This window comes from Actinokineospora auranticolor, assembly GCF_041897805.1.
Taxonomy (GTDB): domain Bacteria; phylum Actinomycetota; class Actinomycetes; order Mycobacteriales; family Pseudonocardiaceae; genus Actinokineospora; species Actinokineospora auranticolor.
Map to the genome: position 1 here is coordinate 7,663,913 of NZ_CP154825.1, position 22,513 is coordinate 7,686,425.

General features: G+C 70.9%; 20 protein-coding genes. 8 read left to right on the forward strand and 12 right to left on the reverse strand.

Features of this window, described 5'->3' with window-relative positions; genetic code table 11:
* Positions 1–104 precede the first annotated feature (104 nt).
* On the forward strand, positions 105–1,217 hold the full coding sequence (locus V5P93_RS33415; protein ID WP_281261648.1) for a C40 family peptidase: 1,113 nt from the start codon (positions 105–107) through the stop codon (positions 1,215–1,217).
* Between the two features lie 1,080 nt (positions 1,218–2,297).
* Here the strand turns inward: V5P93_RS33415 and V5P93_RS33420 are convergent.
* The gene (locus V5P93_RS33420) at positions 2,298–3,587 is read right to left on the reverse strand and encodes a hypothetical protein (protein ID WP_219823930.1); all 1,290 of its coding nucleotides are present in this window, start codon (positions 3,585–3,587) and stop codon (positions 2,298–2,300) included.
* Positions 3,588–3,850: 263 nt separating this feature from the next.
* Between V5P93_RS33420 and V5P93_RS33425 the strand changes: the two genes are divergently transcribed.
* A complete protein-coding gene (locus V5P93_RS33425) occupies positions 3,851–5,002 on the forward strand; it encodes an adenosine deaminase (RefSeq protein WP_104478127.1) in 1,152 nt (383 codons plus the stop codon).
* A 297-nt stretch (positions 5,003–5,299) separates the two neighbouring features.
* Here the strand turns inward: V5P93_RS33425 and V5P93_RS33430 are convergent, their stop codons facing one another.
* The 3 genes from V5P93_RS33430 to V5P93_RS33440 all read right to left on the reverse strand — a co-directional run bounded on the left by V5P93_RS33430 (position 5,300) and on the right by V5P93_RS33440 (position 7,720).
* Positions 5,300–6,562, reverse strand: a complete 1,263-nt coding sequence (locus tag V5P93_RS33430) for a primosomal protein (RefSeq protein WP_104478126.1) — start codon at positions 6,560–6,562, stop codon at positions 5,300–5,302.
* An 85-nt stretch (positions 6,563–6,647) separates the two neighbouring features.
* Entirely contained in the window at positions 6,648–7,310 is a 663-nt protein-coding gene (locus V5P93_RS33435) for a YbaB/EbfC family nucleoid-associated protein (protein WP_104478125.1), read from the reverse strand.
* The gene (locus V5P93_RS33440; protein WP_104478124.1) at positions 7,307–7,720 is read right to left on the reverse strand and encodes a YbaB/EbfC family nucleoid-associated protein; all 414 of its coding nucleotides are present in this window, start codon (positions 7,718–7,720) and stop codon (positions 7,307–7,309) included. Before V5P93_RS33440 ends, V5P93_RS33435 begins: the two co-directional genes overlap by 4 nt.
* Before the next feature lie 569 nt (positions 7,721–8,289).
* Between V5P93_RS33440 and V5P93_RS33445 the strand changes: the two genes are divergently transcribed.
* On the forward strand, positions 8,290–9,027 hold the full coding sequence (locus V5P93_RS33445; protein WP_104478123.1) for a TetR/AcrR family transcriptional regulator: 738 nt from the start codon (positions 8,290–8,292) through the stop codon (positions 9,025–9,027).
* Here the strand turns inward: V5P93_RS33445 and V5P93_RS33450 are convergent.
* The 6 genes from V5P93_RS33450 to V5P93_RS33475 all read right to left on the reverse strand — a co-directional run bounded on the left by V5P93_RS33450 (position 9,024) and on the right by V5P93_RS33475 (position 15,821).
* Positions 9,024–10,301, reverse strand: coding sequence for a thymidine phosphorylase (locus V5P93_RS33450; protein ID WP_104478122.1), 1,278 nt, complete (start codon positions 10,299–10,301; stop codon positions 9,024–9,026). The two genes, V5P93_RS33445 and V5P93_RS33450, sit on opposite strands and share 4 nt — an antisense overlap.
* On the reverse strand, positions 10,301–10,705 hold the full coding sequence (locus V5P93_RS33455; RefSeq protein ID WP_104478121.1) for a cytidine deaminase: 405 nt from the start codon (positions 10,703–10,705) through the stop codon (positions 10,301–10,303). Before V5P93_RS33455 ends, V5P93_RS33450 begins: the two co-directional genes overlap by 1 nt.
* Positions 10,702–11,961, reverse strand: a complete 1,260-nt coding sequence (locus tag V5P93_RS33460) for an ABC transporter permease (RefSeq protein WP_104478120.1) — start codon at positions 11,959–11,961, stop codon at positions 10,702–10,704. The genes V5P93_RS33455 and V5P93_RS33460 overlap by 4 nt, the downstream gene beginning before the upstream one ends.
* Entirely contained in the window at positions 11,958–13,076 is a 1,119-nt protein-coding gene (locus tag V5P93_RS33465; protein ID WP_104478119.1) for an ABC transporter permease, read from the reverse strand. Before V5P93_RS33465 ends, V5P93_RS33460 begins: the two co-directional genes overlap by 4 nt.
* Complete coding sequence (locus tag V5P93_RS33470; protein ID WP_181043366.1) at positions 13,076–14,617, reverse strand: ABC transporter ATP-binding protein; 1,542 nt, start codon at positions 14,615–14,617, stop codon at positions 13,076–13,078. The genes V5P93_RS33465 and V5P93_RS33470 overlap by 1 nt, the downstream gene beginning before the upstream one ends.
* 133 nt (positions 14,618–14,750) lie before the next feature.
* Entirely contained in the window at positions 14,751–15,821 is a 1,071-nt protein-coding gene (locus tag V5P93_RS33475; RefSeq protein WP_104478117.1) for a BMP family protein, read from the reverse strand.
* A gap of 641 nt (positions 15,822–16,462) precedes the next feature.
* Here V5P93_RS33475 and sdhC point away from each other — a divergent pair.
* From sdhC to V5P93_RS33500, 5 genes are all read left to right on the forward strand, one after another.
* Positions 16,463–16,894 carry a succinate dehydrogenase, cytochrome b556 subunit gene (gene sdhC, locus V5P93_RS33480; RefSeq protein WP_104478116.1) on the forward strand — a complete coding sequence of 144 codons (432 nt, stop codon included), beginning with the start codon at positions 16,463–16,465 and terminating at the stop codon, positions 16,892–16,894.
* 1 nt (position 16,895) lies between these two features.
* Positions 16,896–17,306, forward strand: a complete 411-nt coding sequence (locus V5P93_RS33485; RefSeq protein ID WP_104478115.1) for a succinate dehydrogenase hydrophobic membrane anchor subunit — start codon at positions 16,896–16,898, stop codon at positions 17,304–17,306.
* A 34-nt stretch (positions 17,307–17,340) separates the two neighbouring features.
* Entirely contained in the window at positions 17,341–19,104 is a 1,764-nt protein-coding gene (gene sdhA / locus V5P93_RS33490) for a succinate dehydrogenase flavoprotein subunit (RefSeq protein ID WP_104478114.1), read from the forward strand.
* Entirely contained in the window at positions 19,104–19,889 is a 786-nt protein-coding gene (locus tag V5P93_RS33495; protein WP_104478113.1) for a succinate dehydrogenase iron-sulfur subunit, read from the forward strand. Before sdhA ends, V5P93_RS33495 begins: the two co-directional genes overlap by 1 nt.
* 181 nt (positions 19,890–20,070) lie before the next feature.
* Positions 20,071–20,730, forward strand: a complete 660-nt coding sequence (locus V5P93_RS33500) for a hypothetical protein (protein WP_104478112.1) — start codon at positions 20,071–20,073, stop codon at positions 20,728–20,730.
* Between the two features lie 34 nt (positions 20,731–20,764).
* Here the strand turns inward: V5P93_RS33500 and V5P93_RS33505 are convergent, their stop codons facing one another.
* Both V5P93_RS33505 and V5P93_RS33510 read right to left on the reverse strand, forming a co-directional pair.
* Positions 20,765–21,211, reverse strand: a complete 447-nt coding sequence (locus tag V5P93_RS33505; RefSeq protein WP_146107960.1) for a ricin-type beta-trefoil lectin domain protein — start codon at positions 21,209–21,211, stop codon at positions 20,765–20,767.
* Positions 21,212–21,305: 94 nt separating this feature from the next.
* Positions 21,306–22,445, reverse strand: a complete 1,140-nt coding sequence (locus V5P93_RS33510) for a trans-acting enoyl reductase family protein (protein ID WP_104478110.1) — start codon at positions 22,443–22,445, stop codon at positions 21,306–21,308.
* Between the last annotated feature and the right edge of the window lie 68 nt (positions 22,446–22,513).

Sequence of the window (22,513 nt, forward strand, 5' to 3'; positions counted from 1 at the left end):
CCGCCCCACCCCACCGACACCGCAGAGGCCATGCCGAGCACGCGAACCACCGAGACCGTCACCGCCGGGCGCCGGATGGCGGGTGAGTCCGCGTGGTGAGCCCCGTGCACGAGCTGCTGGACCCGATGGTCCAGCCTGCCGCGACCGCGCAACGGCACCTGGCCACCGACGACGACGCGATCGACCGCCTGGGTCAGGCGCACGCGACCGTCAGCAACACCCTCACCACGGTCGACGACGACGCGTACCGGTACGCCGCCACCCTGCGGGAGGGGTGGACGGGGCAGAGCGCCGTGCGCCACCAGGAGGACGCCACGGCGCAGCGGGCGGCGAGCGCGGACCTGAGCCAGTACAGCGCCGAGGTGCAGCGGGCGGTGCGCGAGGCGGGCGAGATCCTCAAGGTCGGCCAGAAGGTCAACCAGGACCAGCTCGACGAGTTCAACCGCCGCGCCGCCGAACTGCTGCGCACCGCCGCCGCCCTGCGCCAAGCGGGCGACCCCGCGGGGGCGCAGGCCAAGCTGACCGAACTGGCCCGCTACGCCGCCCAGCTGACCGGCGACACGTCCACCAACCTCGAAGCGGTGATGACCCAGCTGACCGGCGTCGTCACCCGACTCACCGGCGGCGACGCGGGCGCCACCAGCACGGCGGGCGCCACCTCGACCGCCCCACCCCCACCCACCGCGTACACCCAGCACCAAGGCGGAGGCGGAGGCGGCGGTGGTGGAGGGGGCGGCGGCGGCTATTCCGGCGGCGGGGGTGGCGGCGGCACCGTCACCAAACGCAGGCTGCCCATGGCCATCCCACCGCAGCCGGGCACGGGCGTAGCCGTCAACCTCCCCGACGGCAGCACGGTTCAGGCCCCCAACGAAACAGCCGCCCGAGCAGTCCGAGCCGCCCTAGGCCAACTGGGCGTCCCGTACGTCTGGGGCGGCACGGCCCCCGGCGTAGGCCTCGACTGCAGCGGCCTCACCCAGTACGCGTACGGCGAGGGTGGTCTGGAGATCCCGCGCACCTCCCGCGAACAGGACATCGGCGCGGAGGTCCCGTCCGCCGACCAACTCCTCCCCGGCGACCTGGTCTGCTGGGAAGGCCACGTCGCCATGTACATCGGCAGCGGCCAGATCGTCGAGGCAGGCGACCCCGTCCAGGTAGGCCCCTTACGCACCACCAACTCGGGAATGCCCTTCGTAGGCTTCTACCGCCCCACCGGCTGACCCGTCACCCCTCCGAAACCACTCCAGCCCCGACCACCCCACCCACAGCTACCCATCGTCACCACAGTTTCCCCTGATCAAGCGATCCAAAGCTGGAACTTTGCACACCAGTTCGATCGTTCGCTTATCAGATCAGTACAGGCGAGCGGGACGAAACTGCGACACGGCACCCCACCCCGCAAGCCGGCCCCACCGTTGACTTGGTAACCACAAGGCACCCTCCGCCACACTCCAACCGGAAACCACCGCAGGCAAACCAAGCCCACCAACAGCGCGGCCACAGCTACGCCCACCACAGCTGCGCCGCCACCGGAGAGCGCCGCACCCCAAGCCAGCCCCGTCACACCAAGCCAGCCCCGTCACACGGGACACGCACCCGGCCGGGCGAGCCCCTCACGAGGGAAGACGGATGGGCGCGGCCGACCGCAGACGCAGGCTCGCCGAGCAGCGCATTGGCTCAAGCAGCCCATCGGCGTTGACTGGAAGTTAGCTCATCCGACGCCTCCTTTCGGCACACCGGCACCAACCCAACTCGGCCCACGGCCCGTGGCCCATCCACGCCGACACATCCCGATCCCGCTCCATCCCGCCAACCACCGCCGACGCCACGCTCGCTCTTCGCCCGCCAGCGCACGAGGCCGAGCAGCCGCGTCGCGCCAACAGCCGCGTCGGGCCGACAGCCGCGTCGCGCCAACAGCCGCGTCGCGCCAACAGCCGCGTCGCGCCAACAGCCGCGTCGGGCCAGCGCGCGGCCTTGGCGGCCGCGCGCTGGGCATGACCCGTTGTGCGGCGGCGAGGGCGATTCGGGGCGGCGGAGTCGATTCGGGGTGCCGAGATCGACTTGGGCTGGCCGCGGGGTTTGAGGGGAGGGATTGGGGGGTGGGCTCGGTTGTGCGGCGGCGGGTTCGGCCCAGGGGCGGCGGAGCACGGCCGGAAACCGCGCCGAGCGGACGTCACCTGTTTGGTCGTCGTTCGTCCAGGCGACCCCGAAGCGGGCCTTCAAGCCGCAGGCGCCGAGCATCGCCGAAGACGCTGGTGGGCCATCTCCGCGAACGGAGATGGCCCACCAGAAGAGCGGGATTACGCGCCTGCGGCGATGTCGCTGTCTTCGGCGTTCTCGTCGCGGACCTTGTCGGCCGACTTGGGGCCCTTGCCGTTGGTGCGGCGGCGGTTGCCCTGACGGGGCAGGGTGGTCGGCGGGGGCGGGGTGGGGGTGCCGCCGCCGAGCATGAGTTCGGCGAAGGTGGCCATGGCCTCGTCGAGGTGGCCGCCGATGCGGCGGACCGACTCGTCGTTGCTGCGGCGGACCAGGGTTTCCACCGAGTCCGAGTCGGGGCGGTTGGAGAGGGTGCCCTCGACCTTGGTCAGGCCGCGCTCGATCGCGCCGCCCAGGTCGCCCAGGCGCGCGGTGAAGCCGTCCTCGACGGTGTCGAGGCGGGTCGCCATCTCGTCGAGGCGGGTGGTGACCTTCTCCAGCCGCTGGGCGAGGGATTCCAGGCGGTCGCTGGCGTCGACCGTCTCCTTCGTCTCCCGCAGGGCGTTCTGCAGGGCGTCGGTGGCCTCGTCGAGCTTGCCGTAGACCGCGTCGCGGGAGGCGCCGACCGCCTCGCGGATGCCCGCGAGGGTCTGGGCCGCGGCGTCGTGCTTGCCGTGCAGGGCGTCGGAGGTCTCGGTGAAGCGGCCGTGCAGGGCGTTGGTCGACTCGGTGACCGCACCGCGCACGGTGTTGGTCGAGTCGGTCACCAGGCCGCGCACGGTGGTCGCCGACTCGGTGACCGCACCGCGCACCGCGTCGGAGGTCTCCCCGACCACCCGCGCCAGCGCGTCCTTGGTGCCGTCGAGGTGTTCGTGGACGCCCTCGTCGACCTCGTCGAGGCGGCCGCGCAGCGCCGTCTCCATGATCTCGATGCGTTCCCGCACCGGCCCGTGCACCGAGCCGGGCACCTGGTCGATGCGGTTGTCCTGCTTGTCGAGGTGGCTGTCGAGCTCGTCGATGCGCCGGTGGATGCTCGACAGCTTGTCCTCCAGGCCGTCCATCCGCCCGGCCACGCCCTCGAACCGGCCCGCGACCCCGTCGAGCCTGCCGTCGAGCTGGGCGAACGGCGTGGCGAGCTTGTCCACGATGCTCTCCACCGCGCGCCCGATCGCCGCGATGGCCGCGTTCTGCCCCTCCAGCTTCGCCATCGCCTCGTCGAGCCGCTCCGCCAGCACGCTGACCTCGGTGCGGTCCGGCATCTCGGACAGCCGCTTGCGCACCGACCCGATGGACTCAAGCGGCGAGAGCCGCGCGTGGATCTCGTCCAGGGCGTCGAAGATCTGCTGCTGTTCGCTCTCACGGATCTCGGCCGCGCGCGTGAGCATGTTGCGCATCCGGTCGAACGACACCGTGGGGTTGTTTTCGTTCACGGAGGTGACCTTCGTCCTGGGGAGGGGAGATGGGGGAGACGCTGGCGAGCCTAGCCAGTCCCAGAAGGCGTCCATACACCACCCGTTGCTCGTTCGTGGGCCCAGACACGGACTATTAGTCCGTTCGGTGGACGGCCATCCAGCGGTATAACGTGATCGTCACCCACCTTACGTGACGCTGGTGCTACCCGATCGGGTGGCGTCCCTGGTCTGAGTACCGTGGCCGCATGTCGACCCCCACGCCGGTGCCGGTGACCCCGGAGACCATCCGCGACGTCCCGAAAGTCCTGCTGCACGACCACTTGGATGGTGGGCTGCGGCCGGGCACCGTGGTCGAGTTGGCGGAGGCGTCGGGCTACCGCGGCCTGCCGACGACCGACCCGGCGGCCCTGGGCGTCTGGTTCCGGGAGGCGGCGGACTCGGGTTCGCTGGAGCGGTACCTGGAGACCTTCGCGCACACGTGCGGTGTCATGCAGGACCAAGATGCACTCGTTCGGGTGGCAGCCGAATGCGCGCAGGACCTTGCGGCGGATGGAGTCGTGTACGCCGAGGTGCGCTACGCGCCCGAATTGTTCACCGAACACGGCCTCGACCTACCCACCATCGTGGAGACCGTCCAGGCGGGTTTCCGCGAGGGCGAGCGCCGCGCCGCCGCGGACGGCCGCACGGTCCGGATCGGCACGTTGCTGTGCGCGATGCGCCAGAACGCCCGCGCCTCGGAGATCGCCGAGTTGGCTGTCCGCTACCGCGACGCGGGCGTGGTCGGCTTCGACATCGCGGGCCCGGAGGCGGGTTTCCCGCCCACCCGCACCCTCGACGCGTTCGATTACCTGCGCCGCGAGAACGCGCACTTCACGATCCACGCGGGCGAGGCGTTCGGGTTGCCGTCGATCTGGGAGGCGATCCAGCACTGCGGCGCCGAGCGGCTAGGGCACGGCGTGCGGATCATCGACGACATCACCGTGGACGGCGACGGCAAGGCCCACCTCGGCCCGTTGGCGTCGTACGTGCGGGACCGCCGGATCCCGCTGGAGATGTGCCCGAGCTCGAACCTGCAGACGGGCGCGGCCACCTCGATCGGCGAGCACCCCTTCGGCCTCCTGGCCGACCTGCGGTTCCGGGTGACGGTCAACACCGACAACCGCCTGATGAGCGGCTGCACCGTCACCAGCGAGCTGGCCGCCCTGGTCGACGCGTTCGGCTACGGCTGGGCCGACCTGCGCCGGTTCACGATCAACGCGATGAAGTCCGCGTTCATCGGCTTCGACGAGCGGCTGGCGATCATCGACGACGTCATCAAGCCCGCCTACGCACCCCTGGTCGGCGACTGGCGCGCGTCCCGACCAACCGCACCCGCCGGACGACCGGCTCCCAGGTAGACACCCGCGGTGCTCGGCTGGACACCTTCTCCTCCCCCGGGCACATCAAGTCCCGCTCGCCTGCACCGATCTATATAACGAACGTTCGAACTGGTGTGCAAAGTTCCAGCCTCACATCGCCTGATCAGGGCAACTTCCGCCCACTCAAGGTAGCCACACCCGCCGGAGCCAACCACCACAGGCCGACAGCGGGACCAGCGGTGCGCACGTGGGTGGCGACCGGTCGCGATGCGTGACGGCAGCAAAGCGAAGGGGGAGGAACCCACCCGGGTTCCTCCCCCTTCCGCGAGTCCGCGACTAGTGCGCGTTCAGGCGGTCTTCCAGGTCCTGCACCAGCTTGCTCCACGCCGCCGACTCGGCGGTGAAGGGGGCGCTGGGGGCCATCCGGGTCGGGTCCGGGGCCAGGATGAAGCTGACCAGCCAGCCCAGGGACTCGGACTGGTTGAGGGCCTCGGCGACGCCCTCGTCGCCCGCCCAGTCGGCGGCGTCGTTGAGCAGTTCCACGGCGAGGTCGAGCTGGACCGGGTCGACCGCGTCCACGCCCTCGCCCAGGTCGTCGGCCAGGCCCTGGAGGACGTACGTGTTGTCCGCGTGCACGTCGATCTCGAGGCTGCCGTCGGTGGCCTTGGCGGCGACGTCGGACCAGGTGGACACCTCGGCGAGGTCGTTCTCCGACAGGTCCTCGGTGGCCAGGAACTTGGCCAGCGCGCGCGGGGAGCCCGCGACGTCGATCTTGCCCTCGCGGCCGAGGAAGACCGGTTCGTCGTCGAGGTAGCAGCGGAGGGTGTAGTACTCGTGGCCGTCGGTAATGATCTTGATGGGGTCGATGCCGACCTCCGCCCAGAACCCGACCTGGCCCGTCTCCTCGTCCTCCGCCGTGTCGTCCTCGGAGTCGTCGGCGGCGTCGAGTTCGCTGTCGAGGTCGACGTCGGCGTCCTCGCCCGCCTCGGCGGCCTCCGCCTGGAACTCGGCCAGTTCCTGGGAGCTCTTCTCCAGCGCGGCCTCGTCCACGTCGGGGGCGGTCACCACCGAGTCCAGCGCGTCGAGCACCTCGTCCCAGCGCTCGGAGATGGTCTCGGCCATGTCGGTCCACAGCCGCTCGCCCTCGCGGCCGGTGAACGGGAAGGTGCCCTGTTCGAGCACGGAGAAGCCGTCGGCGGCGTTGAGGACCTCGTGCACCTCGTCGAGCTCGCAGACGTCGGCGAGCGCGCGGACGATGGTGATGATGTCGGCCAGCTCGTTGACCGTCCAGGTGTCCGGTTCCTCGGCGACCAGTTCGGGCACGCCGACCAGGTCGTACTGGTGGCCCTCGTCGGGCATCAGCTCGGCCACCGACAGCGCGGGCACGAGGTGCCAGGCGGGGTGGTCGGACAGGTCGTGTTCCTCGGTGGTCCGCACGAACGCCGCCAGGTGCGCGGCGTCGGGGAACGCGTAGAGGTCGTCCTCGTGACCGAGGAACGCCTCCCATTCCTCACCGTCTTCCCGCCACCGCGGCGCCCACAGCGTGACGACGTCACCCTGTGGCAACCCCAGCTCGATCGGGACGATGTCCTGGGCCATTGGAGGTCCTCCTGGTCGCGCAGCCATCGGCGTACGTCGCACCCCGCGAGCACGCGTGGCGCGACGGCAGCCTACGGGGTGCGGATCACCGGTCGGAACGTAGGGAGGACAGGTCGAAGGAAAGCGGGTCGTCCGGGTCGAAACCGTCGTTTTCGACCGTACCCGGGCCGCTGCCGCCCGGCCCGGCGGCAGCCGGGCTCACCTGATCGGGCGAACCGGGCCTGTCCGGGTGGTTGCCTTGTCCGGCAACGGTTCCCGGGGCGGGTGCCCAGTGGCCGCGGTCCGGTTCGGACGGTCCGGGCCCGGGGTGTTGGCCGGTCGCCTGCGCGTGCATCCGCTCGTCGCGCCTGCGCTGGAACTCCTCGGCGGTGATGCCGGGGCCGGTTTCGCGGCGCGCGGGGGCCGTTCGACCGGACAGCATCTCGATGGCCTGGGTCATGCCGTCGCCGAGGATCGGGGCGAGCTTGTTGTAGCCGGCCTGGGTGGCCTGGTCCATGGCGGCCTCGGCGACCAGGACGATGAGGCGGCCGAGCTGGTCGGGTCCCCAGCGGACGGCGTCGGGGCGCAGCCACAGGTCGAGGAGCTTGCCGCGGCCGTCGACGGTGACGCGGACGCTGCCGTGGTTGTCGTGGGCGGTGCCGCGGACGTCGGCGAGGACGGTGTCGACGGAGGCGAGTGCCTGTTGGCGGGCGCGGCCGTCCTCGATGAGTTGGCGGGTGCTGCGTTCGACGGGGACGCGGTCGGTCATCGGGCGCGCCGCCTGGGCTGGGCGCCGAGGGGGCGGTCGAAGACGGTGTCGTCGGCGTCTTCGTCGTCGATGGGTTCGTAGCCGAGGGAGGCGAGGTGCTTCTCGCCGGAGGGACCGAGCACGGGGGCGAGCGCGGCGTGCATGTTGCCGCCCGCGCGGCGGGTGGCCTTGGCGGCGAGGGCCGTGATCTGCGCGGCGAGGGCTTCGGAGCCGCTGGTCAGGGCGGCGGGGGTGAGTTTGACGGCGGACAGCAGGCCGCCGGGGCGCACCTCGACGGCGACGGCGCCGTCGGCGCTGGTGGCGCTGCCGGTGATGGGGCCGACCTGCTGGGCGCGGTCGCGCGCCTCGGCACTGGTCTGCTCGACCCGTCGCGCCACCGCTTCGAGCTCGCGCTCGACGTCGATCTCCACGCCCGCACCTCCGGTTTCGGCCAACAGTGTGCCCTAGGTGGGCGGTGTTCGTGGGCGGCTCGGCGGGAGTCGCACGGCACGGCGCAGCGCGGGCTCGACCGGGAAGCGGCAGACGTGGACCTGGTCGCGGCCGGGCGGGGCTGTCGGTCGGTGGCCGGGCGGGGCCGCCGGGAGTCGGTGATCAACTTCGGCGGGGTGGCCACGGCCCCCCGATCTCCATTGTAGAGGTGGGGGGCGACACAAAATCTTGATCGACTGGGGGGCTGTGGACAACTCCGGGTGGGGTGTGGACAGAAGGGGCGGCGCGGGCCGGACCCGAGCAGTGGGGCCACCTCCAGGCTGGTGAGGTGGCCCCACTGACGCCTGGCACCGCGGTGCCAGGACCGGTGCGGCTCGTTCCGGGGAACGGGCCGCACCGGGGTCTGCCGCGCCGTCCGCGCGTGCGCGGACGGCACCCCCAGTGCGATCGGGTCAGGTAACCCCCAGATCTGCGTATCGCATACGCGCTACTGCTTACGATATACGCAGCCGTATCCTGGTCGTCAAGCCCGTAACCCGAGAGCGAGACGATGCCCTCCGAGGAGACCGACACCAGCCTCCCCGCCAGCGTTGAGGCGGTCTGGGGGTTGCGTGGCAGGCCCGCCCGCGGTCCCAAGCGCGCGTTGAGCCTGGAGCGGATCGTGGCCGCGGGGGTGGCGGTGGCCGACCGGGAGGGGCTGGACGCGCTGTCCATGAGCCGGGTCGCCAACGCGATCGGGACCAGCGCGATGTCGCTGTACCGGTACGTCTCCGCCAAGGACGAGCTGCTCACGCTCATGGTCGACGCGGTCTACGCCGACACCTGGACCATCGCCGCGACCGGTCGCTGGCGGGCGGACCTGACCCAGTTGGCGTTCAACAACCTGCACACGCTGCGCCGCCACCCGTGGGTGGTGCGGGTGCCGGTCACCGGTCCGCCGATCACGCCGCACCAGTTGCGGTGGCTGGAGGCGTCGCTGGCCGCGTTGCGCGGGACGCCGTTGTCGGGCAAGGAGAAGATCGCGGTGATGCTGCTGGTCAACAGCCTGGTCCGGAACGACGCCACGCTCATGATCGACCTGCGGGTGGGTGAGCCGGAGTCCGAGGGCAAGCTCCCCGACTACGGGAAGACGCTGCGGCTCCTGTTGGACCCCAAGCACTTCCCGGAGTTGATCGACGTGCTCGACGAGGGCGTGTTCGACTACGACGACACGAGCGAGCAGGACTTCTCGTGGAGCCTGGAGCGGGCGCTCGACGGTGTCGCCGCGCTCATCGAGTCCAAGCGCTAGCGGATCGTCTCGACCACCAGCGGACCGCGGTCCACAGCGGACTCGCCGACGGCCCAGGCGCCCTCCAGCGCGGCCAGCGCGGACGGCACCGCTTCCGGGGTGTCGGTTCGCAGTTCCAGCACCGGGTCGCCCGCGCGGACGGTCTCCCCCGGTTTGGCGTGGCACAGGATCCCGGCCGCGGCCTGGACGGGGTCTTCTTTGCGCGCCCGGCCCGCGCCGAGCCGCCAGGCGGCGACGCCGACCGCGTACGCGTCGAGCCGGGTCACCACGCCGTCGGCCGGGGCGTCGACGAGGTGCACGTGCCGGGGTGACGGCAAGGCCGCGTCCGGGTCGCCGCCCTGGGCGCGCAGCATCCGCGCCCACACCTCGTACGCCCGCCCCGACGCCAGCACTCCCTCGGGGTCCACATCGGACAGACCGGCCAGTGCGAGCATCTCGCGGGCCAGCGCCAGGGTCAGCTCGACGACGTCGGCGGGGCCGCCGCCGCGCAGCACCGCGACGGATTCCTCGACCTCGACCGCGTTGCCGACGGCGCGTCCCAGCGGCACGGACATGTCGGTCAGCAGCGCCGAGACGCGCCGTCCGTGGGAGACGCCGATCGACACCAGTGCGCGCGCCAAGGCCCGCGCGTCGTCCAGGGTTTTCATGAACGCCCCGGACCCGAACTTCACGTCGAGCACCAGTGCGTCCGCGCCTTCGGCGATCTTCTTGCTCATGATGGAGCTGGCGATCAGCGGGATGGACTCGACGGTCGAGGTGACGTCGCGCAGGGCGTAGAGCTTGCGGTCGGCGGGGGCGAGTCCTTCGGTCGCCGCGCAGATGACCGCGCCGACGTCGGCGAGTTGGGCCTGGATCTCGGCGAGGCTGAGCCGGGCCCGCCAGCCGGGCACGGATTCCAGTTTGTCGAGGGTGCCGCCGGTGTGTCCGAGGCCGCGGCCGGAGAGCTGGGGGACGGCGGCGCCGCAGGCGGCGACCAGGGGCGCCAGCGGCAGGGTGATCTTGTCGCCGACGCCGCCGGTGGAGTGCTTGTCGACGGTGGGCCGGTCGACGTCGAGGGCGAGCACGTCGCCGGAGTCGACCATGGCCGCGGTCCAGCGGGCGGTCTCGGCGGCGTCCATGCCGTTGAGGAACACGGCCATGGCCAGGGCGGACATCTGTTCCTCGGCGACCGCGCCGCGGGTGTAGGCGTCGACGACCCAGTCGATCTGGGCGTCGGTCAGCCGGTGGCCGTCGCGTTTGGACCGGATGACGTCGACGGCGGCGAACGGCTCCATCAGGCGGTTCCCTTCGCGGGCAGGTCGTGCGGGCCGAACGCGTCGGGCAGCACGGCGGTCATGGGCTGCGGTCCGGCGGGGGTGTCGACCTGGCACGCGGGTCCGCCGAGTTCGTAGATCACCTGGCGGCAACGTCCGCACGGCATCAGCAGTTCCCCGTCGCCGCCGCGGCAGGCCAGTGCGACGAGTCTGCCGCCGCCGGTCAGCTGGAGCTGGCCGGCGAGGGTGCACTCGGCGCACAGCCCGAGGCCGTATGAGGCGTTTTCCACGTTGCACCCGGTGACGACGCGGCCGTCGTCGACCAGGGCGGCGGCGCCGACGCGCAGTCCCGAGTACGGGCAGTAGGCGGACGCGGCGGCGGCCACGGCCGCCGCGCGCAGCGCGTCCCAGTCGATCTCGCTCACCCGGATTGCCCCCTCCGGTACGGCTCGCCCGCCAGTTTGGGCGGTCGCAACCGCTGTGCCGCCAAGGTGAGCACAAGTAGCGTCACCACGTACGGGGCGGCGCCGACCAGTTCCGGCGGTACCTCGTCGCTGGCGAAGAACCACCAGCCGAACAGCACGCCGATGGCGGCGGCGAACCCGGACAGCACGTGGTGCCCGGACCGGTACTGGGTGACCGCGACGACCAGCAGCGCGATGCCGAGCAGCAACAGCAGCGCGTGCACGGCGTCGGAGCCGCGCAGCGACATGGCGTCGGTGTAGCCGAACAGGCCGGCGCCGGTGGCGAGGCCGCCGGGCCGCCAGTTGCCGAAGATCATCGCGGCGAGGCCGATGAAGCCGCGGCCGCCGGTCTGGCCCTCGCGGAACTGCCCGGAGCTGACCGCGAAGAACGCTCCGCCGAGCCCGGCGAACGCGCCGGAGGCGGTGACGGCGAGGTACTTGTACTTGTAGACGTTCACGCCGAGCGATTCCGCCGCCGCGGGGGCCTCGCCGCAGGAGCGCAGCCGCAGCCCGAACGCGGAGCGCCACAGCAGCCAGCCGGTGCCGATGATCAGCGCGGCGGCCAGCAGGGTCAGCACGGAGATCTGGGTGGTGAGGCCGCGCAGCACACCGGCGAGGTCGGAGAGCAGGAACCAGTGCTTGTCCTCGATGGTGCCCATGAGGTCGGCGAAGCCGGGCACGGTCACCTTGGGCGCGTCGCCGATGGGCGGTGACTGGCGGGCGCCGCCGCCGGGGGCGTCGGTGAAGTACAGCTTGGACATGAACAGCGCCGCGCCCGGCGCGAGCAGGTTGATCGCGACGCCGGAGATGATGTGGTCGACGCCGAAGGTGACGGTGGCGACGGCGTGCAGCAGTCCGCCGACGACGCCGAGGAACAGGCCGAACACCACACCGGCCCACGGTCCCCACTGGTAACCGGCGTAGCCCGCGCCGAAGGTGCCCAGCACCATCATGCCCTCGAGGCCGATGTTGACCACGCCGGCGCGTTCGGCCCAGAGGCCCGCGAGCGCGGCCATGGCCAGCGGCACGGCGGCGGTCAGCGCGGCCTGCACGGTGCCCGCCGAGGTGAGGTCGGTGGCGCCGGTGGTGACGCGCACCAGTGAGATGACCGCGAGCGCGGCCACCGCGAACAGCGCGTAGGTCCAGGGCGACGCGCGTTTGCCGCGCTTGGGCGCCGCGGCCGTGTCGAGTCCGACCGAGAGTCCGCCGACGGTCACGACGACACCTCCTCGAGGGTCTTGGTGCGGCCCAGCGCCCCGCCGACGGCGTGCTGTTCGGCGCGCACCCGGTAGCGGCGGACGAGTTCGTAGGCGACGACCACGGAGAGCACGATGACGCCCTGCATGATGTCGACGATCTCGCGCGGGATGCCGGAGGTGTCGAAGGAGTTGGCCGTGTTGGCCAGGAAACCCCACAGCAGCGCGGCGATGGCCATGCCGATCGGGTGGTTGCGGCCGAGGAGGGCGACGGCGATGCCGATGAACCCGAGCCCGGCGGGGAAGTCGAGGGAGTAGCTGTAGGAGGAGCCGAGCAGTTGCGGCATGCCGACCAGTCCGGCGACGGCGCCGGAGAGCAGCATGGACAGCACCACCATCTTCTTGACGTTGACGCCGCTGGCCACGGCCGCGGATTCGGAGAGGCCGGTGGCCTTGAGCTCGAAGCCGAAGCGGGTGCGGGAGAGCACGAACCAGTAGAGCACCCCGACGGCGGCGGCGAGGAAGATCAGCCCGAACAGCTTCGACGAGGAGCCCTCGACGGTGAACCCGGCGACCTGGCCGCCCTCGGTGATCTTCGGGGTGCCGATGTTGTTGCTGCCCGCGGTGCTGACCGCGAGCCGCTCCGGCCGGTTCAGGTAGGACACCAGGTAGGTGGCGACGGCGTTGAGCATGATCGTGGAGATCACCTCGGACACGCCGCGGGTGACCTTGAGCAGCGCGGCGAGCCCGGCCCAGGCGGCGCCGACGAGCATCGCGACGACGATGGTCACGGTGATGCGCAGGAACGAGGGCAGTTGCTCCATGAAGGCCGCGCCCGCGAGGGCGGCGGAGAGCAGGGCGGCGAGCCGGTACTGGCCGTCGACGCCGATGTTGAACAGCTTCATCCGGAAGCCGATCGCGACGGCGACGGCGGCCAGGTAGTAGTAGGTGGCGCTGTTGACGGCGTTGACCAGGGTGCGGGGTCGTTCGGCGGCGCGGGCCATGGCGTCGACGGCGTCGGTGGGGGCGTGCCCGGTGACGGCGAGGATGATCGCGGAGACGACGGCGGCGAAGACCAGCGCGCCGACGGGGGCGGCGAGTCCGAGCAGGACGGACCGGGGGGTGAGTTTGCGCATCAGCCTTCCTTCCCCGCGCCGGTCATCGCGGAGCCGAGCTGCTCCGGGGTCACGGTCCTGGGGTCGTACTCGGCGACGAACCTGCCGCGCAGGATCACCGCGAGGGTGTCGGACATGCCGATCAGCTCGTCGAGGTCGGCGGAGATGAGCAGCACGGCCAGTTCCTGGGCGCGGGCGCGGCGGATGTGGTCCCAGATGGCGGCTTGGGCGCCGACGTCGACGCCGCGGGTGGGGTGGGAGGCGAGGAGCACGACGGGTCGTCCGCTCATCTCGCGGCCGACGATGAGTTTCTGCTGGTTGCCGCCGGAGAGGGCGGAGGCGTTGACCTCGATGGACGGTGTGCGCACGTCGTACTCGGACACGATGCGGCGGGTGTCGGCCTTGGCGCCCTTGCGGTCGAGCAGCGGGCCGCGGTTGTTCGGTGGTCGGGTCTGGTGGCCGAGGACGCGGTTCTCCCAGAGGGACGCTTCGAGCAGGACGCCTTGGCGGTGGCGGTCCTCGGGGATGTAGCCCATGCCTGCTTCGCGGCGGTGGCGGGTGGAGGCGCGGGTGATGTCGCGCTGGTTCCCCGCGCGGTCGCCGAGGGTGACGCGGCCCGCGTTGGGGGCGTGGATGCCCATCAGCGCCTCGACGAGTTCGGCCTGCCCGTTGCCTTCGACGCCCGCGATGCCCAGGACTTCGCCCGCGTGGATGGTGAAGGAGATGTCGTCGAGGACGAGTCGGCCGTCGGCGCCGGTCACGGTCAGGTTCTTGACGGTGAGGACCGGTTTCGCGGTGACGGTGGAATCGCGCAGCTCGGGTACGGGCAGGGCGCTGCCGACCATGAGTTCGGCGAGTTCGCGGGCGGTGACGTCGCTGGGCGAGACGCTGGCGACGGTGGTGCCGCGGCGGATGACGGTGATGTCGTCGGCGACGGAGAGGACCTCGTCGAGCTTGTGCGAGATGAACAGGATGGTCAGGCCCTCGGCCTTGAGCTCGCGCAGGTTGCCGAACAGCTCGTCGACCTCCTGGGGGACGAGCACGGCGGTCGGTTCGTCGAGGATGAGGACGCGGGCGCCGCGGTAGAGGACCTTGAGGATCTCGACCCGCTGCCGTTCGCCGACGCCGAGGTCGTCGACCAGCCGGTCGGGGTGGACGCCGAGGCCGTAGGCGTCGGAGATGTCGCGGATCTTGGCGCGGGCGGCGGCGAAGTCGAGCGCGACGCCCTTGCGGGGTTCGCTGCCGAGTACCACGTTCTCCAGGACGGTGAGGTTGTCGGCGAGCATGAAGTGCTGGTGCACCATGCCGATCCCGGCGCGGATGGCGTCGGCGGGCGAGCCGAACGACACGGGTGCGCCGTTGACGGCGATGGTGCCCTCGTCCGGCGGTTGCATGCCGTAGAGGATCTTCATGAGGGTGGACTTGCCCGCGCCGTTCTCCCCGACGATGGCGTGCACGGTGCCCGCCCGGACGGTGATGTTGACGTCGGAGTTGGCGATGACGCCGGGGAAGCGCTTGGTGATCCCGGTCAGCTCGACGGCTGCTGGTGGCTCCGTTGACACGGCCGATTCCTTAGTCGCTGGCAGGGGTGGGGACAGCGCGGGGCCTCGCCTCGGCCGACCGGGGCGAAGCCGACGGGCCCGGGCCGCTGGGTGCGCCGCCGGGCCCGTCGGGACTTCTGCTCGCCGGTGTCGGCTACTTCTTGTCGGCGACCTTGATCTCGCCGGAGACGATCTTGGCCTTGTACTCGTCGATCTTGGCCTTGATGTCGTCGATCTTGCCGCCGCTGGTGGCGTAGTCGATGCCGCCCGCCTTCAGGTCGTAGACCTTCTGCCCGGCCTTGAAGCTGCCGTTCTTCACCGAGGAGATGAAGTCGTACACCGCGACGTCCACCTCCTTGATCATGGAGGTGATGATCACGTCCTTGACCTCGGCGAGCGCGGGCTGGTTGTACTGGTCGGAGTCGACGCCGATGCCCCACTTCGAGTTGGCCTTGGCGGTCTTGAACACGCCGTTGCCGGAGCCGCCCGCGGCCGCGTAGACGACGTCGGCGCCCGCGTCGAACATGCCCTTGGCGGCGGTCTCGCCCTTGGCCGGGTCGTTGAAGCCGGTGAAGTCCGGCGGCTGGGTCAGGTACTTGACCTGCACCGTCGCGTCGGCCTTCACGGCCTTGACGCCCGCGGTGTAGCCGACCTCGAACTTCTGGATCAGCGGGGTGTTGACGCCGCCGACGAAGCCGACGTTGCCGGTCTTGCTCTTGAGCGCGGCGGCCACGCCGACCAGGAAGGAGCCCTCCTGCTCGGCGAAGGTCAGGTTGGCGATGTTGGCGCCGGTGTCCACGCCGTCGGTGAAGTCGTCGATGATGGCGAACTTGACCTCGGGCGAGTCCTTGGCGACCTTGCCGATGGCCTCGGCGTAGGCGAAGCCGACGGCGACGACCGTGGTGTAGCCGCCCTCGACGAGTTGGCGCAGCCGGTCCTCCTTCTGCGCCTCGGTCTCGCCCGCGGTGGCCTCGAGTTCCTTGACGTCGAGGCCGAACTCCGTCTTGGCCTTGTCCAGGCCGCGCGCGGCGGAGTCGTTGAAGGACTGGTCGCCGCGGCCGCCGATGTCGTAGGCCAGGCCGATCTTGAGCCCGGCGGCGGGGGCGCCGCTGGTGGGGGTGCCGCCACCGCTGCCGGTGTCGTTGTTCTTCGCACCGCACCCGGCCAGGCCGATCCCCAGCGCCAGCAGGGCGGCGGCGAGACGAACTCCTCGCGTTCGGCGCAAGGCTTTCTCCTTCCGGATCCGACAGAGTCGGCAGTCGTTCGGTTTCTCGGCAGTGTTGGAGTTGTCGGCTCAGTGGCTGAGTCGTCTTCGTCTTCCCCGGTCCGCGCGCCGCGTGACGGGCGCCGCACGGCGTTGCCGCAGGACCGTACTCCCCGGTACGGCGCTTTCCGGCGTACCGTCCAGGGCGTAACCCAATTGTTGATTCACACCACCCACCGTGGCCACTCGAGGACACCTCCGGGTGGCGGCGGATGACCGGAGCGGGTGCCCGGCGGTCCTGAGTGGACACGGTGCGGTCACCGATAAGGCCCGGTGCGGGGATTCGCGCGGCGCGGCGTGATCGATTCAGAGTCTCGACCCGATCTCGGCATCGCCCGACACGGTGGTCACCGGCACCTCCGTGACGCGCGGTGACCAACACGCGGACCGGTTCGGGCGGTAGGGGCCCCACCAGCGGGGGACGGGCCCGGAGGCCGTGTCTCGTCCGTCACAGAGGGGATCGGCGGGTTGGGTGTGCCCGACTCGTCGGGTCTAGCATCCCTTCAGTCAAGCCCGTTTCGTGTGCGGTACCAGCACGGGCGCGGCTTGTCCACCAGACAGGTTCCAGACTGGTCCATCAGCGACGTGGAGGCCCGATACCGATGTCCGAATCGGCCAGCGCCACCGAGAAGGTGGCGGCCCGCGGGTCCCGGCGCACCGGGACGCTCTACCGCGGCGACCCGGGCATGTGGTCCTGGGTCGCGCACCGGATCACCGGGGTGCTCACCTTCTTCTTCCTGTTCGCGCACGTGCTCGACACCGCTCTGGTGCGGGTATCGCCGAACGCCTACGACGAGGTCATCGAGACCTACAAGACCCCGATCGTGAACCTCATCGAGGTCGGCCTGGTGGGCGCCGTGCTCTACCACGCGCTCAACGGCCTGCGGGTCATGCTGGTGGACTTCTGGTCCAGGGGACCGCGCCTGCAGAAGCCGATGCTGTGGACGATCCTGGGCATCTGGGTCGTGGTCATGGTCCCCGGTGCGTACTTCATGATGGAGCGCACCGTGCGCGAGATGTTCGGGGGCAACTGAGATGACTCTCGCACTGGACAAGCCCCGCTCGCCCCGCCGCCCGGCCGCGCGCCGCGGCAACTTCGAGATGATCAGCTGGCTGTTCATGCGCATCTCGGGGCTGGCGCTGATCGTGCTGGTGCTCGGGCACCTGTTCATCATGAACATCCTCGACGGCGGCGTGCACCGGATCAACTTCGCCTTCGTCGCGGGCCGCTGGTCGAGCCCGTTCTGGCAGTTCTGGGACCTGGCCATGCTGTGGCTGGCCGAGATCCACGGCGGCAACGGGTTGCGCACGGTGATCAACGACTACGCGCGCAAGGACAGCACCCGGTTCTGGCTGAAGATCATGCTGTACGTGTCGATGGTGCTGATCCTGGCGCTGGGCAGCTACGTCATCTTCACCTTCGACGCCACGATCCCGGCCAACTGACGCGCACCACCACCTGGAAGAAGCGGTAGATCCGATGCAGTTCCACAAGTACGACGTGGTGATCGTCGGGGCGGGTGGCGCGGGGATGCGCGCGGCCCTGGCGGCGGCCACCGAGGCGGGGCACGCGCCGCGCACGGCGGTGCTCACCAAGCTCTACCCGACCCGGTCGCACACCGGCGCGGCCCAGGGCGGCATGTGCGCCGCGCTGGCCAACGTCGAGGAGGACAACTGGGAGTGGCACACCTTCGACACCATCAAGGGCGGTGACTACCTGGTCGACCAGGACGCCGCCGAGGTGATGGCGAAGGAGGCCATCGACGCCGTCCTCGACCTGGAGAAGATGGGCCTGCCGTTCAACCGGACGCCCGAGGGCCGCATCGACCAGCGCCGCTTCGGCGGGCACACCCGCAACCACGGCGAGGCCGCCGTGCGCCGGGCCTGCTACGCCGCGGACCGCACCGGCCACATGATCCTGCAGACGCTGTACCAGAACTGCGTCAAGCACGGCATCGAGTTCTACAACGAGTTCTACGTGCTCGACATCTGCCTCACCGAGACGGAGAGCGGTCCGGTGTGCACCGGCGCCGTCGCGTACGAGCTGGCGACCGGCGAGATCCACGTGTTCCAGGCCAAGGCCGTCGTGTTCGCGACCGGCGGCTTCGGCAAGGTGTTCAAGACGACGTCCAACGCGCACACCCTCACCGGTGACGGCATGGGCATCATCTTCCGCAAGGGCCTGCCGCTGGAGGACATGGAGTTCTACCAGTTCCACCCGACCGGCCTGGCGGGCCTGGGCATCCTGCTCACCGAGGGCGCCCGCGGCGAGGGCGCGATCCTGCGCAACGCCTCCGGTGAGCGGTTCATGGAGCGCTACGCGCCCACCATCAAGGACCTGGCACCGCGCGACATCGTCGCCCGGTCGATGGCCCTGGAGGTGCTTGAGGGCCGCGGCGCGGGCCCGAACAAGGACTACGTGCTGCTGGACTGCACGCACCTGGGCGCCGAGGTCCTGGAGACCAAGCTGCCGGACATCACCGAGTTCGCCCGCACGTACCTCGCGGTGGACCCGGTGAAGGAGCCGGTGCCGGTGTACCCGACCGCGCACTACGCGATGGGCGGCATCCCGACCAACATCCACGGCGAGGTGTTGCGGGACAACGACAACGTGGTGCCGGGCCTGTACGCGGCCGGTGAGTGCGCGTGCGTGTCGGTGCACGGCGCGAACCGGCTGGGCACGAACTCGCTGCTCGACATCAACGTGTTCGGTCGCCGCGCGGGCCTGGCGGCGGCGCGGTACGCGGCGAACCACGAGCTGCTGGACCTGCCGGAGACGCCGTCCGCGGTGGTCGAGTCGCAGCTGGCGCTGGTGCTGTCCGAGCACGGCAAGGAGCGGGTGGCCGACATCCGCACCGAGCTGCAGGCCACGATGGACGCCAACGCGTCGGTGTACCGCACCGAGGAGACGCTGAAGCAGGCGCTGCACGACGTGCAGGCGCTCAAGGACCGCTACGTGCACATCTCCGTGCAGGACAAGGGCAAGCGGTTCAACACCGACCTGCTGGAGGCCGTGGAGCTGGGCTTCCTGCTGGAGCTGGCCGAGGTGCTGGTCGTGGGCGCGCTGGAGCGCAAGGAGTCGCGCGGCGGGCACGCCCGCGAGGACTACCCGAACCGCGACGACACGAACTTCATGCGGCACAGCATGTTCTACAAGCAGGGCGACGGTCTCAAGGGCGACATCCGGCTGGACTACAAGCCCGTGACCTTCACCCGGTACCAGCCCATGGAGCGGAAGTACTGATGACTGCGGTGACTTCTGAGCGGACCGCGACCGGCAAGCGCGGCGACCAGCCCCCCGTGCCCGATGGCGCGGTCACCGTGACGGTGCGGGTCCAGCGGTTCAACCCCGAGACGGACTCGGAGCCGCGCTGGGAGTCCTTCGGGGTGCCCGCGCTGCCCACCGACCGCGTGCTGAACCTGCTGCACTACGTCAAGTGGTACCTCGACGGCACGCTGACCTTCCGCCGGTCGTGCGCGCACGGCATCTGCGGCTCCGACGCCATGCAGATCAACGGCGTCAACCGGCTGGCGTGCAAGGTGCTGGTGAAGGACCTGCTGGCGGGCGGCGGCAAGCACACCACGATCACCGTGGCGCCGATCAAGGGCCTGCCGGTGAACAAGGACCTGCTGGTCGACATGGAGCCCTTCATGGAGGCGTTCCGCGCGGTCAAGCCGTTCCTCATCACCTACGGCAACGAACCCACGCGCGAACGCATCCAGTCGGCCGCCGACCGCGAGCGCTTCGACGACACCACCAAGTGCATCCTGTGCGCCTGCTGCACCACCTCGTGCCCGGTGTTCTGGAACGAGGGCAGCTACTTCGGCCCGGCGGCCATCGTCAACGCCCACCGCTTCATCTTCGACTCCCGCGACGAGGGAGCCGAGGAACGCCTCGACATCCTCAACGACGCCGAGGGTGTCTGGCGGTGCCGCACGACGTTCAACTGCACCGACGCGTGCCCCCGAGGCATCCAGGTCACCAAGGCCATCCAGGAAGTCAAGCGCGCCCTGCTCTTCCGCCGCTGACCGACTCGCACACGAGAGGCCGTGGATCCCGCCGGGGTCCACGGCCTCTTTCTTTGCACGGCAACACAGCACCGGGGCGGAGTTCGACGCCTGCCGTTGCTCAATCGGGTGAACGACACCGAAAACCGCCCGCTTCCCCGACAGCCCTGGCAACCTGCGCGGCTGGGACAAGGGGGCTGACATGGGTTGGTGGAACCAACCGCGCGATGCGGGTGGGCGTTGGACCGTCAAGGGCGGTGCCGGGGTCACGGTCACCGGCGCGGCCATCGCGCTGGCCGTGGCGAACGGAACCGGTGGGGCGGCCACGGGAGCGGCGGTCGAGGCCGCGGGCCAAGCCGCTGTCGAGCAGGCGGGCGGACAGGCTGCGCGGGGGAACACCCGGCGAGCCCGCAAGTCGGAGTCGGACAAGTCGTGGCGGCGGATGCGGCTCAAGCAGGTCCGGGAAGCCACCGAGCAGGCCGCGAACTGCGCGGTGAACTCCTACGGGCAGGTGCGCGAGTTCTTCCTCCGCAACCCGTGCCGCTCCCTGGAGCGCACCCTGTTCACCCTCGCCGCCCCCGACGGCGGCACCTTCGTCGTGTCCGTGTCCTGGGTCCGGATGCGCGGCAGCGGCGACACCGGCGACCTGCGGCGGCTGATCGACCGCGACGGCACCGGCAGCGTCAAGTCGATCGGGTTCGACCTGCTGGAGGGGCAGGGTGTGCGGTTCACCGGCACCCCGTACCGGTCGCGCCCGAAACGGGACCTGCTGGTCGTGGCCGAGGGGGCGGTGGTGTCCGGGAAACCCGACCCCGGGCTCATGCGGATGGCCGTGGACGCCGCCGCCGAACTGCCCGGCTGAAGCCGCCGGGGAGGCGGCTCCCGCCGGGGTCGGATCAGAGCGGCACAAGGGTCCAGGACTGCTCAGCGGCGCCCGTCGGCTTGACGGTGAGGACCTTGGCGGCGGAGACGGACAGGACGCGGCCGGAGACGTTGGTCAGCTTGAGCGCGGTGCCGGACTGGGTGAGCTGGATGTCCCAGTACTGGGTGCCCGTGTCGCACGACGACAGCCACACCTTGTCCTGCGCGCTGTTGAGGCACTGGCCGTCGTAGGAGATGCGGTAGCCGGTGGTGCCGTCGGTGTCCACGACCCAGGCGGTGTCCGTGCCGCCGCAGCCCTGGAGGGTCGTCGGGACCGTGTTGGGGACGCAGGTCCCCCGGACGGTGGAGCGGAGGTGGTACCACCCCGGATCCACGGCGGCGGTGGCCGGGGACGCCGCCAGGGCCGTCATGGTTGCGGTCGCGGCCAGGACACCTGCGCATCTGCGTGCTTTCGCGGTCATACGAACACCTTTAGCCCGTCCCGCGACCGCCCACTCCGGACGTCACCCACCCGGGCGGTCACACCACCCGGACGAACGACTCCACACCGGACGGTCAGCGCACCGCGAACCGGATCCCGGCCGCCACCAACCGGTCCAGGAGGGCGTCGCCCATGGCGACCGCGGTGGTCACCTGGCCCGCGGTGGCGGGCAGGTCGTCCAGGGCGAGGCACAGGGCCGACTCGCCGAGCATCTTGGCGGTCTCGTCGTAGCCGGGGTCGCCGCCGGTGACCTCGGTGGTGATGCGCTCGGTGCCCGCGCGGGCCAGGAAGGTGACCTTGAACCAGGACTTGGCGCGCTGTTCGGGGCTCGGGCCGGTGCCCGCCTCGCGCCGGGACAGCAGCCAGTCGCGAGTGAACGGGACCTGCGCCAGGCCCGCCACCGCGGCCACCCCGCCGACCAGTCCCACGACCGACGGCAAGCGCTTGATCCCCAGGTAGTGGCCGTATCGGAAGTCCGGTCCGTACGACTCCAGCGCGCGGGCGGACCGCAGCACGACCAGCGGGTCGATCGTCGGCGCGGGCAGCCCCCACAGCGCCAGCTCGTCCACCCGCCGGGGCCGGACCTTCATGCCCCGCACCCGCCGCCCGGCGGGCCTGCCCTCCGCGCGGCGGCGCTGGGTCGCGAGCCTGGACGCCTCGCGCAGGCGGGACATGACCAGGACGGCGGAGTGGAAGGTGCCGCCCGAGATGGCGGCGGACGCGCGGAAGAAGCCCTCGACGGTGATCGGCACGTCCCGGGGCAGCTGCTTGACCGTGAAGTACACGCCCAGGTCGTACGGGATCGAGTCGAAGCCCGCGGAGTGCACGATCCGCGCGCCGGTCTCCACTGCGCGGGCGTGGTGTCCCAGGTAGACGCGGTCGACGAACTCGGGCTCGCCGGTGAGGTCGAGGTAGTCGGTGCCCGCCTCCGCGCACGCGGCGACCAACGGCTCCCCGTGCGTCAGGTAAGGCCCAACCGTGCTCACGACAACCCGCGTGGACTCCGCGACCGCCTTCAACGACGCGGGGTCCCCCGCGTCCGCAACGAGTAGTTCCAGCTCGGGCAACCCGAGCCGGTCGCGCACCGCAGCCAACTTGGCCCGATCCCGCCCCGCGATCGCCCAGCGCAGCGTCGGCGGGGCGTGCCGGGCCAGGTATTCGGCGGTGAGCCCGCCGGTGAAGCCGGTCGCCCCGAACAGCACGATGTCGAGCATGCCCAGACCCTACCCGCCGGTAACCGAGCTCGCACGCGATCACCGACCCCCCACTGCGACCCTGGCCT